We start from the raw sequence: 14,236 nt of genomic DNA on the forward strand, positions 1-14,236 counted from the left end.
CCGGTCCACCGGGGGGAGCCGCCCGGTCCGCGCGACCCGCGGAGGGTCAGCGCACCTGGGCCGTGGGCCGCAGCAGGATCTCGTTCACGGAGACGTGCGGCGGGCGGCTCACGGCGAAGAGCACGGCGTCGGCGACGTCCTGGGGGTCCAGGACGCGGATCTCCCCGGCGATCTGCGCGGCCAGGGCGCGCATGGCGGGATCCGTGAGGTGGCTCGCGAGCTCGGTGTCGACCATGCCGGGCTCCACGACGACGACGCGCACGCCCTGCGTGGCCACCTCCTGGCGCAGCGCCTCGGAGAACGCGTTGACGCCGTGCTTCGTCGCGGCGTAGACCCCGGACCCCGCGGACGCCGTCCGCCCCGACGTCGAGGACGTCTGCACGAGCGTGCCGCGGCTTGCGAGCAGGTGCGGCAGCGCCGCGTGCGACACGTGGAGGGTCCCGAGCAGGTTGGTGCGCGTCATGCGCTCCCACTCGGCCGGGTCGGCGCCCTGCACCGGGCTGCTCAGCATGACGCCCGCGTTGTTGACGACGACGTCGAGCCCGCCGAGCCGGCGAGCGGCCTCGGCGACGCCGGCACGCGCGGAGGTCTCGTCCGCGACGTCGAGCACGAGCGCCTCGACGCTCCCCCGGGAGCCGGCCGCTCCTGCGGCGACCTCCTCCAGCCGGTCGAGGCGGCGGCCGGCCGCGACGACCCGGGCCCCGGCGTCGGCGAGGGTCGTCGCCACGGCGGCGCCGATGCCGGACGACGCCCCGACCACGAGCGCCCTGCGTCCTGTCATGTCCATGTCGGTCTCCTCGTGCGGTAGCAGCGGTGAAAATGACCATACGGTCATGTTCGACGGTAGCACCGAACATGACCGCGTGGTCACCTTCCGTGCTACCGTCGCCGGTGAGGAGGTGGTCGACGTGCGCGCAGACGCCGTGCGGAACCGCGAGTCGCTCGTGCGCGCCGCGGGGAGCGTGCTGGCCGAGTCCGGGCTCGACGTCCCCGTCGCCGCGATCGCCGACCGCGCGGGCGTGGCCAAGGGCACGGTGTTCCGGCACTTCGCGTCCAAGGACGAGCTCGTCGTCACGGTCGTCGCAGGGCTGATCGACGACCTCGCCGTGCGCGCGGAGGCCCTCCTCGCCGAGCCGGACGCGCTGTCCGCGCTGCGCGCGTTCGTCGCCGCCGGGGTCGAGCTCCAGGCACGCGACCTCGCGTTCTGCCAGATGGCGGCCACCGCGGAGCAGCAGGTCCCCGGGCTGACCGACCGGCGCCGGAGGCTCGAGCAGATCGCGGACCTGCTCGTCCGCCGTGCCCAGGATGCCGGTGCGGTGCGGGCGGACCTCACGGGTCGGGACGTCGTCGGGCTCATGACCGCCGCCTACCAGGGCGCGTGCGCCACCGGCGACCCGTCGCGGTGGCCCTACTTCCTCTCCCTCCTGGTCGACGGGCTGCGACCGGAGGCCCCGTAGGCGGCCCGCCGCGCGGCCCACGCCGTGTGACGTGCCCGACGGGTGATCTCCTCCTCAGGGTGGACACGCCCGTGGGGCGGGCAGCGTACGCTGCGGGTGGGTCACCGGACGGCGGACAGGGGGAACTACCGCTCGACCGACGAGAGACCGGACCGCCGTCCGACCCGCACCAGCGCTCATGAACACACTCACCTGGACTGCCGAAGACGACGCGACCTGGCGCGCCCGCAGCGCGTCGCGCGAGTACGTGATCCGGCGCGACGACGCCGACGGCTGGACGCTCGACGGGCCGGAGCGCACCTGGGTCGCGCTGCCGAACCTCGAGGTCGCCAAGGAGGTCGCCGCGCTCGCGGACGACGTCCATCACGACGACGACAGCATGACCCGCTACCGCGTGGTCACCGCCACCGGCGCGCGCCGCGGCGAGCCGTTCGGCGCGGACAGCGACGAGGATGCGATCGACGTGCTCCGCGCCCGCCGCCGCGCCGGCAACCTCCCGCTCGCGCCGTTCCGGCTCGAGACGAGCGACGGGCGGCTCGTCGGGTCGTGGCAGAAGGCCACCGAGATCCCCGCCCGGCCTGCCACGTCGCACGACGGGACCGCCGGCCCGGTCTGAGCTCGCCCGGGCGAGCCCACGGGCCCGACGACGGGCGGGGTGTCAGCCCTCCGAGCGCAGCGCCGCGACGTGCGCGGCGCGCTGGCGCCGGCTGCTGTCGACGTGCGCCTCCGCCAGGGCGGCCGCCCGCTCGCCGTCCCGCGACGCGACCGCCTCGAACAGCTCCGCGTGCTCCTCGGTCACGTGCGCGAGGTCGTCGTGCTGCGACAACGCCCAGCGCACGCGGCTGCGGATGCCCTGCATCATGTCCCGCAAGAGCTGGTTGTCGGCGAGCTCGGTCACGATCTCGTGGAAGTCGGCCGCGGACCGGCGCGACCCGACGCTGTCGGCCGTCCGAGCACCCTCCTGCTCGCTCGCGAGCGCGCGCCGCAGCCGGTCCAGCCCCTCCGGGCCGTGCCGCTCCGCCGCGAGGCGGAACGCGAGGGGCTCCAGCACCTCGCGGACCTCGTCGAGGTCGGCGAGGTCGGCGTCGGAGAACTCCCGCACCACGGCCCACGTGTGCGGCCGCAGCACGACGAGCCCCTCCCCCTCGAGCGCCTTGAGCGCGTCGCGCACGGGGATGCGGCTCACGCCGAAGTCGGCCGCGAGGTCCCGCTCGACCAGCCGGGACCCCGGGCGGCGCAGCCCGTCGAGGATCTCGTCGCGCAGCGTCGCCGCGACCCGGGCGGACTCCAGCACTCGCTCCTCGGCTCCGGACACCGGTCGATTCTCCCACCGCGCCCGACGCGCGCACGCGGGTGCGGAGGGGTGCCCGGCCCCGGGCGCGCGCGCTCCCCGTGCCGTGGAGAGCGCCCGGCATCCGTGCGAGGGTGGAGGGACACGCGTCGAACGAGGGAGTTGCGATGTCGAGCACCACCCGTCCCCCCGTCCTCCGCCGGGCGCACCGCGCCCGCCTCGCGGGAGTGGCCGCGCTCGCCGTCGGGGTCGCGCTCGCGGCGCCGGCCGCGGCGGTCGTGCCCGCGGCGCCGGAGACCACGGCACCCGAGGCCCCGACGGCCGTGGCCGCGGCGCCCGACGAGGGGTACGACGTGATCTTCGACGGCACCGCCGAGTCGTTCGACGCCTGGGAGTACGCCGGCGACGGCGGGTTCGACCTGCTCGACGACGGCACGATCCGCTCCCGGGCGGGCGCGGGCGGCGGGTTCGGCACCCTCTGGTACCCGGTCCGGCAGTACGGCGACTTCTCGCTCGTCGTGCAGTTCCGCGACGACGCGCCCGGGGACGCGCGCGCCAACAGCGGCGTGCAGGTCCGGTTCCCCGACCTGTCCGGTCCCGTCGCGGGGTGCCCGACGACGTTCAACGGCAACGAGACGGGCAACCTCTCGTGGATCGCGGTCAACTGCGGGCACGAGATCCAGGTCAACGACTCCCCCGAGGGCGGGTCGAACGACCCCCGCAAGACCGGGTCCGTCTACGGGTTCGCCGACATCGGTCTCGACCGCGCGCGGCCCACCGCCAAGGGCACGTGGAACGAGCTGGAGGTCCGCGTCGTCGGGCAGCACTACACGGTGATCCGGGACGGGGTCGTCATCAACGAGTACGAGAACCTGCCCGGCGTCCCGTTCCCCGACCGCCCGCTCGACCCGGACTCGAGCAGCCGCGGGCTCGTCGGGTACCTCGGTCTCCAGGCGCACGGCTCCGCACCCGACGTCGTGTCCTACCGCGACGTGCGGATCCGGGAGCTCCCGCCCGTCCACGTCGAGGTGGACGCGCGCTGCCTGGCGGGGACGGCGCACGTCGCCGTGCGCGCGCTGAACGTCGGGGAGGACGCGGTGGACCTCACCCTCGGCACGGCCACGGGCGAGCGCTCGTTCGCGGACGTCCAGCCCGGCCGCAACGCCTACCAGTCGTTCGGCACGCGGTCCGCGTCGGTCGAGCCGGGCACGGCCACGCTGACCGTGGCGACCGCCCACGGCCCGGCCGTCGTCGAGACGCCGTACGCGGGGGTCGACTGCGGCTGAGAAAAGGGCGGGCGGCGACCGGCCCCCGTCTGTGAGGGTGGGGTCGTGCGCCCCTTCGACGAGCTGATCACCGAGGCCGAGCAGGCGGACGTCACCGGCTGGGGGTTCGACTGGCTCGACGGCCGCGCCACCGAGGAGCGCCCCCCGTGGGGGTTCGTGTCGCTCCTGTCGCAGCACCTCGCGCGGGCGGACGCGGCGCTCGACCTCGACACCGGCGGCGGCGAGGTCCTGGCGGAGGCGCTGGAGGCCGCAGCCGACCGCGGCGACCCCGTGCCCGCCACGCTCGTCGCCTCCGAGGGCTGGCCGCCCAACGCCGCGCGCGCCCGCTCGCTCCTCGCTCGGTGGGGAGGGCGCGTCGTCGTCCCGGTCGACGGCGTGCTCCCGGTCGACGACGCGTCGTTCGGGCTGGTCACCGCGCGGCACCCCGTCGCGCCGGCATGGTCGGAGATCCACCGCGTGCTGCGACCGGGCGGCACGTACCTCGCCCAGCACGTGGGCCCGGGCTCGGCGTTCGAGCTCATCGAGGCGTTCCTCGGGCCGCAGCCCGAGGCTCGCGCCGGCCGCGACCCGGAAGACGAGGCGGCGCAGGCGCGCGCCTCCGGCCTCGACCTCGTCGACCTCCGCACGGCCACGTGCCGCATGGAGCTCCACGACGTCGGGGCCGTCGTCTGGCTCCTGCGCAAGTGCGTGTGGTGGGTCCCGGACTTCTCGGTCGACCGCTACCGCCCCGTCCTCGAGGACCTCGACGCGCGGCTGCGGGCCGGCGCGCGCGACGACGGGACGACGTCCAGCCCGTTCGTGGCGCACTCGACCCGCCACCTGGTCGTCGCCCGCCGGGCGGGCTGACCCCGCCAGTCACCGGGCTACCGTCAGCCGGCGAGCTCCTGGAAGGTCCGGACGCCGCTGATCGCGCCCAGGATGAACCCGAGCGCCGTGCACGCGATCGCGATCCCGAGCGCGATCTTCGCCGTCTTCTCATTCCGTCGGGTCGCGATCGCGGAGAAGACGATCGCGAGCACGCCGAACACGATCGGCAGGAAGAACACCGCGATCGGGCTGAACACGTACGCGAGGATCGTGCGCCACGTCATCGGCTGCGGGCCGACGGGGGCGTACGCGCCGTAGCCGGGCTGACCGCCGTAACCGGGCTGACCGTAGGGCGCGCCGTACGGCTGCTGGCCCTGGGGCGGGTACGGCGCCCCGTAGGGCTGCTGGCCCTGCGGCGGGTACGGCGCCACGGGCGGAGCCTGCGGCGCCATCTGCCCGTAGGCCGGCTGGTGCTGCTCGGGCTGCGCGGGCTGGCCGTAGGCGGGCTGGCCCTGCCCGTACGGCGCCTGCGCCCCGTAGGGCCCGGGGGCGGCCGGCTGCCCGTAGGCGGGCTGGCCCTGCCCGTACGGCCCGGGGGCCTGCGGGGGCTGCTGGGCGTCGCCGCCCGGGTACTGCTGGTACGGAGGCTGGCTCACGGCGTGTTCCTTCGTCGCGGGTGGCGCCGTCCCGACGGCGGCGTGGTCCGAAGGCTAGCGCCTCGAGCCCACGCGCGGGTCCACGGCCGGGGACGGCGAGATCTCGGTGCCCTACGACCCCGCGGGCAGCGTGATCTCGACGAGCCCGGCGTCGCCGAGGTCGCGCGTCGCGACGACGACGCCGCGCTCGCGGTAGTCACCGGCCCGCACGGTCGCGGCGACGTCGGCGAGCGAGTCGGGACCGGCCCCGGCGCGCACCCGCACGCCCCGGCCGGGCTCGGCGACCCGGTAGACGACGCGGCGCGTCCGCCCGGCGAGCTCGAGGTCGACGGCGAGCCCGTCGGCCGTCGCGGGCAGCACCGGGTCGACGACGAGGGTCCCGGGCTGCTCCGTGAGCCCGAGCACGCCCTGGACGAGCTGGCGCAGGTAGATCCCGGGGCCGCTCGAGTACACGCGCCACCCGCCGCGCACGCCCACGGTCCCGTCGCGCAGCCGGTCGAAGTCGCGCGCGAAGCTCTGGCGGTCCGGGAAGTCGGCGTCGCTCGACGAGAAGTACGCGTTGCGCTGCCGGGGCGCGGCGTGCGCGAGGCGGCGGCCGAGGTCGACCGGGCTGATGCGCAACAGCTCGTCGAGCGCGCGGCCACGGCCCAGGGCCGCGAGCGCCTCGACGTAGCGGATGTGCGCGTGCACGTACATGAGGCCGATCTCGCGGCCGACGTTCGCCGCCTGCTCGGCCCGCAGGAACGTGTGCGGGATCCCCTCGTCGAACGCGGCGGGGTGGTCCATGAGGCGCACGCCGTCGGGGAAGTGGAGGTGCTCGACCACGAGGCGCTCGTGCTGCTCCGCCTCCTCGGGCGTGAGGATGCCCGCGATGATCGACTGCGTCATCGGGATGAGGCGGTAGCGCATCCCGGAGACCGTGTCGGACGGGTGGATGACGAGCTCGTCGCCGTCGGCACCGTGGCGCACGTACCCGGCCATGACGCCGTCGACGAGCGCGCGCTCGCGCAGGTCCGCGCGTACCTCGGCGGCCAGGGCCCCGGCACGCTCCGAGAGCGCGGCGTGGTCGCCGCTGCCGGACGTGGTGCGGGCGAGCAGCTCGGCGGCCTGCACGAGCAGCGCGGACGTCCACGTGGACGCGAGGTCCGTGCGCATCCGCGGGTCGGCGGGCTGGAGCGTGTCGTCCCAGTCGCCCTCGCCGTACGCGGGCAGGGCCGTGCCGGGCAGGCGGTCGCGGTCGAGGTGGTCGAGCAGCCGCGCGACGTGGTCGCGCACGGTCGCCGCGGCGTCGGGCCCGGACGCGGCAGGGCGCCGGTGCGCGTGGTCCCAGAACGGGACCGGCTCGTCGAGCACCGCGAGGTCGCCGCTCGCGTCGAGGTACTGCGCGAGCGCGAACAGCGGCCACACCACGACGTCGCCGTGCGAGGAGTCGTTGTAGCGCTCGCCGTACGCGTCGAACATGAACCACTGCGGGAACTCGCCCCACGTGTGCTGGTGCGCGAGGACGCGCAGCACGATCGCGCGCGCGACGTCGTGCCGCCCGCCCGCGAGCGCGAGCTCGAACGGCCCCTGGCACACGTCGCGCGTGCCCCACGCCGCGCCCGAGTACTGCTCGAGGCCGTGCGGGACGAGGAAGTGGATCAGGGCGTCGTGCGCGTACCAGGGCACGAGGAGGTCGAGCTCCTGCGTCTCGAGCTCCGCGTGGGGCGCGAACCGCAGTCCCCGCACGACCCCGCGGACGGTCGCGAGGTGGCCCGCGAGCGTCGCGTCGAGGTCGGCGAGCGGGTCGTGCGTCGACGCGGCGAGCGCGAGCGCGGCGTCGGCCCCGTCCAGCGAGCCGGTGATCGCGAGCCGGAGCGCGCCGGTGTCGGTCGCGCTCGTGAGGCGGTGCGCGGTCCCGGCGGGGGCGCCCGCGGAGCTCTCGGGGTCGAGCACGACGGGCGCGCTCGACGACACGACGTACCGCAGGTCGGGGTAGTGCGCGTCGACGTCGCCGCCCGGGACGGGGTGCACGACGACGCCCTCGCCGGCGTCCGACGTCGGGGCGACGTGCTCGACGACCCAGCCGCCGGCCTCGTCGTCGAGCTCGAGCGTCGCGGTGACGTGGAGGGGCTGCTCGCAGCGCACGTCCACGTCGATGCGGTTCTCCCGGTCGTGCGCGACGGTCCGCACGTCGACGCGGCCGAGCGGCGTCTCGTAGACCCAGCGGACGCCGCCGACGTCGAGGACGAGCGCGGACGGCAGGCCGAGCAGCCGGGGGCCGCGGCCGTCGTCGACGAGCACGCGCAACCCGCTGCTGCGCAGCAGGTTGAGGTGGTGCCGGTGCACGGTCGCGAGGCGGTTGGCCGTGGTGTTGCCGAGCACGACGTGCGACGCGAAGACACCCGGCGCGAACGCCGTCGTGGAGAGCACGTCGTCCGTGGGCAGCACGTCGTCGCCCGCCTTGAGCACGTGCCCGTGCGAGCGCTCGGTGACGGTGTCCTTGCGCGCGTCGACGACGTGCGTCCCGGTCGCGGTGAAGAACGACAGCAGCGTGCCGTCGGCGTCACGCTCGGGCAGCAGCACGTCGTCGGCGCCGAGCCCGACGGCCGCGAGCAGGTCGGCCTCGCCGAGCTCGTCGCCCGCGAGGAGGGGGGCGTCGCGCAGCACGGACGCGGTCCGCGGCAGCGGGGTGGTCGAGCGCTCGTCGGCGGCGGCGGCGACCGCGGCCGCCGCCCAGCCGGCCACCTCGTCGAGGTGCGCGGCGAGCGGTCCGGGCGCGTCGGGGTCGACGACGGTGACCGCGTGCACGCGGGCCGCCCCGCCCGACAGGTCGAGGGGGTGGGACACGAGGGTCGGCATCGCGTACTCGTACTGGAGCACCGCGGAGTCGACGGTCCCGAGCAGGCCGTGCGGGACGCCGTCGCGCCGCGACCGCGCCGTGAAGACCTGGAGCGAGTCCGTGAGGTGCGCGACCGCGCCCTCGACGAGGAACGCGACGGCGAGCGGGAGGCGCGGCTGCGCGGACATGGTCTGCCGGCTGACGAGCACGGTGCCCGCGTCGGGGTGCTCCATCGCGCGGTGCAGCAGGTACTGGCACACGTACGGCTCGCTCGACAGCGCGGCGGCGGGCGGCGCGAGCGCGAGGTCCTGCGCGTGCACGACGTCGTAGCGCCTGTCGGCCGGCGTGCTCGCGCCCGCCGTGAGGTCGACGCGCCAGACGAGCGTGCGCCCGTCGAGCGTCAGCGCGACGCGCGTGGCGAGCCCGAGCGCCTCGCCCGACCACACGACGCGGTCGGTGCCGACCTCGACCGACGTCACCGCAGGCGCCGACCCGGTGAGCCGCGCGACCTCGACCGCGCCGTCCGCGCGGGTCGCGCGCAGCAGGATGCCGCCGGGCATGCGGTCGTGCTCGCCCGGCAGGTACTGGTTGACGAGCAGGCCGCCCGTGCTGACGGCGCGCACGTCGCCGCCGCCCGTGAGCTCGACGGTCAGCTCGCCCGAGGCGAGCGTCGCGCCCGCGAGGGTGGTCGTGCCTGCGGGGCTGGCGGTGAGGGTCACGCGGTCTCCTGCTCGGTGGTGCGGTGCGCGGGCGCTGCGGGGGTCGAGCCCTCGGGGCGCAGCAGCGCGAGGAACTGGTCGAAGAGGGCGACCATGTCGACGTTGTCGGGGTCCAGCAGCCACTGGAGCTGGAGGCCGTCCATGACGGCGGAGAAGAGCTGGCCGATCGCCTGGGGGTCGACCTCGGGGCGCAGCTCGCCGCGCGCGACGGCGTCCTGGAAGCGCGTGTCGTCCTGGTGGCGCAGGGCGCGGTAGCGGTCGCGCACGACGTCGTGGGCCGGGTGGGCGGCATCCGTCGCCTCGGCCGCGACGACGACGTGGAGCGAGACGAGACCGGGCGTCTCGGCGTTGCGCCGGACCTGGTCGCGGATGGTCGTGAGGAGGTCCGCGCCCGCGGCCTCGTCCTCGGTGCGCCGCACGAGGTCGCGCCGGTCGCGCTCCTCGAGCGTCGCGGTCAGGAGGCCCGCCTTGCTGCCGAAGTGGTGCAGGAGCCCGGCCTCGGAGATGCCGACTCGCGCCGCGATCTCGCGCAGCGAGCTGCCGCGGAAGCCCTGCTCGCCGAACACCTCGACGGCGGTGCGCAGGATCTCGCGGCGGCGCTGCTCGCCCCGGACGATGCGTCGGTCGGGCAGGCCGGCCGCCGTCGTGCCGCGGGTCGCAGTCGCCGTCCCTCGGTTCCCCGAGCCCCCGGCCGTCCCCGTCGTGGCGCCGCCACCTGCGGAGTCGCTCTCGTTCATCACCGTCTCCTTCGCCAGTCTCTCGGCGCCAACGGTACGGCCTGGACGCCCCGGTTGAAAATACTAACCGAGCGCACGCTAAGGTAGTTTCCACAGCGGCTCACACCAGACGAGCCGACTGCTCGATGAGGAGGATTGCTCATGAAGCTCGGACGCAAGGCGGTCGCCATCGGCGTCGTCGGACTCCTGGCCCTGACCGCGTGCGGTCGTGCGGACGACGAGTCGACGGGTGGTGAGGCCGATGCCGGGTCCACCACGACGGTGGACGACGCCCCCGCGGAGGGTGACATCACGATCTGGGCGATGGGTGAGGAGGGCGAGAAGCTGCCCGACTTCGTCCAGGGCTTCACGGAGGAGAACCCCGACGCGAACGTCGAGGTCACCACGATCCCGTGGGCCGACGTCATGACGAAGTTCCAGACCGCCGTCGCCGCCGGCACCGTGCCCGACGCGATCATGATCGGCTCGTCCTTCATGCCGACGATGGTCGCCACCGGCGGCCTCGCGCCCGTCCCGGACGGCCTCGTCGACAGCGCCGACTTCGTCGAGGGCGCCGCGGCCTCGACCGTCGCCGACGGCGTCGACTACGGCGTGCCGTGGTACGTCGAGACCCGCGTCCTGTACTACCGCTCCGACCTGGCCAAGGCGGCCGGGGTCGAGGCGCCCACGTCGTGGGAGGAGCTCACCTCCTTCGCGCAGGCGATGCAGGCGAACGGCTCGACCTACGGCCTCCAGCTCCCCATGGGCGACGCGGAGGACTCCACGCAGGTCATCCTGCCGTTCTACTCGCAGGCCGGCGGCTCGGTCCTCAACGAGGCGGGCGACGCGTTCGACCTCGACAACCAGGCGATGGTCGACGCGCTCGACTACTACGCGTCCTTCTTCACCGACGGGCTGTCCCCGCTGTCCGGCTACGGCGACTCGCAGAACAGCGCGTTCGTCGACGGCTCCGACCCGGCCTTCATCTCCGGCCCGTGGATGGTCAACGTGCTCGCCGACCTCCAGGGCGAGGACTGGGTCGAGCAGAACGTCGCCACCGTCCCGGTGCCCGCGGGCTCCGCGAACAACGACTCCTACATCGGCGGCGCCCACCTCGGCGTGTTCGCCGAGGCCAAGAACGCCGACGGCGCGTGGAAGCTCGTGCGCTGGCTCGCCCAGCCCGAGACGCAGCAGGCCTGGTTCGACGCGACGAGCGACCTGCCCGCCCTCACCACCGCGTGGGACTACGAGCCCCTGACGTCCAACCCGCGCACCCAGGTGCTCCAGGAGCAGCTCGAGAACACGATCGCCCCGCCGACCGTGCCGAGCTGGGACGAGCTCTCCGCGACGATCGAGACCGAGGCCGAGAAGGTCGCGAACGGTCAGGTCACGTCCGAGGACGCCGCCAAGGCGATCCAGGCCAAGGCCGACACGCTCGGGCTCGGCTGGTAACAGGGCCCGTCAGTCATGACCACCACCACCGAGGGACGGCGCCGGCGTACGGCCGGCGCCGTCCACCGGCGACGGCAAGCGCTCGTCGCCTGGCTGTTCGCTCTCCCGTTCGTCGCAGTCTTCGCGGTCTTCATGCTGGGGCCGCTGCTCGCGTCGTTCGGGATGTCGTTCTCGGACCTCACGATCCGTGACATCAAGACGCCGTTCGCGGTGAACTTCGTCGGGCTCGAGAACTTCACCGGCGTCTTCCAGGACGAGCTCTTCCGCAAGGCGCTGGTCAACACCTTCTACTTCGTCCTCGTCGGCATCCCGCTGACGATGGTGCTCGGCCTCGCCCTGGCCGTCGCGCTCAACTCGGGCATCGAGAAGTTCCGCAGCGTCTTCCGCGTCGGCTTCTACACGCCCGTCGTGACGTCGATCGTCGCGGTGGCCGTCGTGTGGCGCTTCATCCTCCAGGACTCCGGCCTCGTCAACACCGTGCTCGGCTGGGTCGGCATCGACGGGCCCGACTGGCTCAACGACAGCGCGACGGCGATGCCGTCGATCATCGTCATGGCGGCCTGGCGCAACATGGGCACGCTCATGATCATCTTCCTGGCGGGCCTCCAGGCGATCCCGCGCGACGTCTACGAGGCGGCCGAGGTCGACGGCGCCGGCTCGTGGCGCCGGTTCCGCTCCATCACGGTCCCGCTCATGCGCCCCACGCTGCTGCTCGGCGCGGTGCTGCTGTCCGTCGGCTTCCTCCAGGTGTTCGAGGAGCCGTTCGTCATGACCAAGGGCGGCCCGGTCAACTCCACGCTGACCATCAGCTACTACGTCTACAACCAGTTCGGCTACGGCAACTACGCGTTCGCCTCCGCGGCCGCGTACGTCCTGTTCGCGCTGATCGCCGCGCTGGCCGCCGTCCAGTTCCGCCTGCTGCGGTCGAAGGAGGATTGACATGACCGTCACGTCCTCGCGGACCACCCCCGCGACGTCGACGCCGGAGGGCGCGCCCCGCCGTCGGGCGCGCCGCCCGATCCGCTGGTCGCGCGGCGCCACCTACACGGCGCTCGTCGTCGGGCTGCTCCTGACCCTCATGCCGTTCATCTGGATGGCGCTCGGCAGCTTCAAGACGCAGGGCGAGCTGCTCCAGCGCCCCATCACGTGGTGGCCGCAGAACCCCACGCTCGACAACTACGAGCGGTGGCTCTCCCAGCTCAACTACGGGCAGTACTTCACCAACTCGATCGTCGTGGCCGTCGCCGTCGTGCTCGGCAACATCGTCTTCTGCTCGATGGTCGGCTACGCCCTCGCGAAGATGAGCTTCCCCGGCAAGCGCGTGCTGTTCGCCCTGGTCATGCTCACGCTCATGGTCCCGGGCGTCGTCACGCTCGTGCCGATGTTCGTGCTCGTGTCCAACATGGGGCTCGTCAACACCTACCCGGCGCTCATCCTGCCGTTCCTGGCCGGACCGCTGGGCGTGTTCCTCATGCGGCAGTTCATGCTCGGCATCCCCGACGCGCTCATCGAGGCGGCCCGGATCGACGGCGCGGGCGAGTTCCGGGTCTTCTTCCGGATCGTGCTGCCCCAGTGCGGCCCGCCGCTCGCGACGCTGAGCATCCTCACGTTCCTCGGGTCGTGGAACAACTTCCTGTGGCCCCTGGTCGTCGCACAGACCGAGAACATGTACACCCTCCCGGTCGCGCTCTCGCTGTACTCGGTCGGCTCGAACGGCACCTACTACGGCCTGCTCATGGCCGGGTCCGTGCTCGTCGTGACGCCGATCCTCATCCTGTTCCTGTTCCTGCAGCGCTACTTCGTGCAGGGCATCGCCATGACCGGCATCAAGTGACCGGCGACCGACGAGGAGTACCTGTGTCGATCACCTTCCCCGAGTCCTTCGTCTGGGGCGCCTCGACGGCGGCCCACCAGATCGAGGGCAACAACGTCAACAGCGACTGGTGGGCACGCGAGGTCGACCCGGCCTCGACGCTCGCGGAGCCGTCGGGCGACGCCGCCGACTCCTACCACCGGTACGCCGAGGACATCCGGCTGCTGGCCGAGTCCGGGCTCACCTCGTACCGGTTCTCGATCGAGTGGGCGCGCATCGAGCCCGCCGAGGGCAGGTTCTCGCGCGCCGAGCTCGACCACTACCGCCGCATGGTCGACTGCTGCCTCGAGCACGGCGTCACGCCGCTCATCACGCTGCACCACTTCACGTCGCCGCGCTGGTTCGCGGAGGACGGCGGCTGGACCGACCCGCGGTCCGTCGAGCGGTTCGCGCGGTACGTCGAGCACGTGCTGCCCTTGCTCGACCGCGCGTCGCACGTGTTCACCATCAACGAGCCGAACATCCTCGCGATGATGATCACGGCCGCCAAGGGTACCGAGCAGCTCCAGGCGGGCACGATGCACGCGCCCGACCCCGTCGCGACCGAGCACCTCATCGCCGCGCACCGCCGGGCCGTCGAGCTCGTGCGGACCGTCGGTGTGCCCGTCGGGTGGCCCGTCGCGCCGCAGCAGTTCTTCGCCGACCCGGGCGCCGAGGAGGTCCTGCGCGAGTACGCCTACCCGCGCGAGACCGTCTTCCTCGAAGCCGCGAAGGGCGACGACTTCATCGCCGTCCAGGCCTACACGCGCACGCGCATCACGGTGGACGGCCCGCTGCCCGCCCCGGAGGACTCCGAGAAGACGCTCACCGGGTGGGAGTACTACCCGGCCGCCATCGCGGAGGCCGCGCGCCTCGGGCACGAGATCACCGGCCTGCCCGTCCTGGTCTCCGAGAACGGCATCGCGACGGCCGACGACGCGCGGCGCATCGACTACACGCGCGACGCCCTGCGCGCGCTGCACGCCGAGATGGAGGCGGGGCTGCCGCTGTTCGGCTACCTCCACTGGTCGCTGCTCGACAACTACGAGTGGGGCTCGTTCGCCCCGACGTTCGGGCTCGTCGCGTGGGACCCGGAGACGTTCGAGCGCACGCCCAAGCCCAGCCTCGGCTGGCTCGGCGGCGTCGCCCGCGGGACCGTCTCGCTCGACGACTGACGCG

Annotated in this window: 13 protein-coding genes; 8 read left to right on the forward strand and 5 right to left on the reverse strand. The window is 73.8% G+C overall.

Annotated elements, in window-relative coordinates; genetic code table 11:
- Positions 1–46: 46 nt before the first annotated feature.
- Positions 47–781, reverse strand: coding sequence for an SDR family oxidoreductase (locus ACFVN3_RS02435; protein WP_378230183.1), 735 nt, complete (start codon positions 779–781; stop codon positions 47–49).
- A gap of 52 nt (positions 782–833) precedes the next feature.
- On the opposite strand from ACFVN3_RS02435, the gene ACFVN3_RS02440 reads away from it, so the two are divergent.
- Both ACFVN3_RS02440 and ACFVN3_RS02445 read left to right on the forward strand, forming a co-directional pair.
- Positions 834–1,457, forward strand: coding sequence for a TetR/AcrR family transcriptional regulator (locus ACFVN3_RS02440; RefSeq protein ID WP_378230185.1), 624 nt, complete (start codon positions 834–836; stop codon positions 1,455–1,457).
- Between the two features lie 178 nt (positions 1,458–1,635).
- Positions 1,636–2,073 carry a hypothetical protein gene (locus ACFVN3_RS02445; protein ID WP_378230187.1) on the forward strand — a complete coding sequence of 146 codons (438 nt, stop codon included), beginning with the start codon at positions 1,636–1,638 and terminating at the stop codon, positions 2,071–2,073.
- Positions 2,074–2,115: 42 nt separating this feature from the next.
- On the opposite strand, the gene ACFVN3_RS02450 is transcribed toward ACFVN3_RS02445, so the two are convergent.
- Positions 2,116–2,772: a GntR family transcriptional regulator gene (locus tag ACFVN3_RS02450; protein ID WP_378230189.1), complete on the reverse strand. Its 657-nt coding sequence runs from the start codon at positions 2,770–2,772 to the stop codon at positions 2,116–2,118.
- Between the two features lie 143 nt (positions 2,773–2,915).
- Between ACFVN3_RS02450 and ACFVN3_RS02455 the strand changes: the two genes are divergently transcribed.
- Both ACFVN3_RS02455 and ACFVN3_RS02460 read left to right on the forward strand, forming a co-directional pair.
- Positions 2,916–4,034, forward strand: coding sequence for a DUF1080 domain-containing protein (locus ACFVN3_RS02455; RefSeq protein WP_378230191.1), 1,119 nt, complete (start codon positions 2,916–2,918; stop codon positions 4,032–4,034).
- A gap of 45 nt (positions 4,035–4,079) precedes the next feature.
- The gene (locus ACFVN3_RS02460; protein ID WP_378230193.1) at positions 4,080–4,880 is read left to right on the forward strand and encodes a methyltransferase domain-containing protein; all 801 of its coding nucleotides are present in this window, start codon (positions 4,080–4,082) and stop codon (positions 4,878–4,880) included.
- Positions 4,881–4,903: 23 nt separating this feature from the next.
- Here the strand turns inward: ACFVN3_RS02460 and ACFVN3_RS02465 are convergent, their stop codons facing one another.
- The 3 genes from ACFVN3_RS02465 to ACFVN3_RS02475 form a co-directional block, all read right to left on the reverse strand.
- Positions 4,904–5,497 carry a hypothetical protein gene (locus ACFVN3_RS02465; protein ID WP_378230195.1) on the reverse strand — a complete coding sequence of 198 codons (594 nt, stop codon included), beginning with the start codon at positions 5,495–5,497 and terminating at the stop codon, positions 4,904–4,906.
- Positions 5,498–5,608: 111 nt separating this feature from the next.
- Positions 5,609–9,037: a GH36-type glycosyl hydrolase domain-containing protein gene (locus ACFVN3_RS02470; RefSeq protein ID WP_378230197.1), complete on the reverse strand. Its 3,429-nt coding sequence runs from the start codon at positions 9,035–9,037 to the stop codon at positions 5,609–5,611.
- Positions 9,034–9,774, reverse strand: coding sequence for a TetR/AcrR family transcriptional regulator (locus tag ACFVN3_RS02475; protein ID WP_378230200.1), 741 nt, complete (start codon positions 9,772–9,774; stop codon positions 9,034–9,036). The genes ACFVN3_RS02470 and ACFVN3_RS02475 overlap by 4 nt, the downstream gene beginning before the upstream one ends.
- Before the next feature lie 141 nt (positions 9,775–9,915).
- Here ACFVN3_RS02475 and ACFVN3_RS02480 point away from each other — a divergent pair, with 141 nt between their 5' ends.
- The 4 genes from ACFVN3_RS02480 to ACFVN3_RS02495 are packed head-to-tail and all read left to right on the forward strand — an operon-like array spanning position 9,916 to position 14,232.
- Positions 9,916–11,205 (forward strand): extracellular solute-binding protein, encoded by a 1,290-nt coding sequence (locus tag ACFVN3_RS02480; protein WP_378230203.1) that lies wholly within the window; start codon positions 9,916–9,918, stop codon positions 11,203–11,205.
- 15 nt (positions 11,206–11,220) lie between these two features.
- Entirely contained in the window at positions 11,221–12,144 is a 924-nt protein-coding gene (locus ACFVN3_RS02485) for a carbohydrate ABC transporter permease (RefSeq protein ID WP_378230205.1), read from the forward strand.
- 1 nt (position 12,145) lies between these two features.
- The gene (locus ACFVN3_RS02490; RefSeq protein WP_154797411.1) at positions 12,146–13,039 is read left to right on the forward strand and encodes a carbohydrate ABC transporter permease; all 894 of its coding nucleotides are present in this window, start codon (positions 12,146–12,148) and stop codon (positions 13,037–13,039) included.
- Positions 13,040–13,062: 23 nt separating this feature from the next.
- Entirely contained in the window at positions 13,063–14,232 is a 1,170-nt protein-coding gene (locus tag ACFVN3_RS02495) for a glycoside hydrolase family 1 protein (protein WP_378230208.1), read from the forward strand.
- The last annotated feature ends 4 nt before the right edge of the window (positions 14,233–14,236 follow it).

The sequence above is a fragment of the Cellulosimicrobium sp. NPDC057862 genome (assembly GCF_042797035.1).
Lineage (GTDB): Bacteria > Actinomycetota > Actinomycetes > Actinomycetales > Cellulomonadaceae > Cellulosimicrobium.

Coding starts and splice junctions, on each gene's coding strand:
- ACFVN3_RS02435 (WP_378230183.1), bottom strand. CDS start 781: ATGACAGGACGCAGGGCGCTCGTGGTCGGGGCGTCGTCCGGCATCGGC.
- ACFVN3_RS02440 (WP_378230185.1), top strand. CDS start 834: ATGTTCGACGGTAGCACCGAACATGACCGCGTGGTCACCTTCCGTGCT.
- ACFVN3_RS02445 (WP_378230187.1), top strand. CDS start 1,636: ATGAACACACTCACCTGGACTGCCGAAGACGACGCGACCTGGCGCGCC.
- ACFVN3_RS02455 (WP_378230191.1), top strand. CDS start 2,916: ATGTCGAGCACCACCCGTCCCCCCGTCCTCCGCCGGGCGCACCGCGCC.
- ACFVN3_RS02475 (WP_378230200.1), bottom strand. CDS start 9,774: ATGAACGAGAGCGACTCCGCAGGTGGCGGCGCCACGACGGGGACGGCC.
- ACFVN3_RS02480 (WP_378230203.1), top strand. CDS start 9,916: ATGAAGCTCGGACGCAAGGCGGTCGCCATCGGCGTCGTCGGACTCCTG.
- ACFVN3_RS02485 (WP_378230205.1), top strand. CDS start 11,221: ATGACCACCACCACCGAGGGACGGCGCCGGCGTACGGCCGGCGCCGTC.
- ACFVN3_RS02490 (WP_154797411.1), top strand. CDS start 12,146: ATGACCGTCACGTCCTCGCGGACCACCCCCGCGACGTCGACGCCGGAG.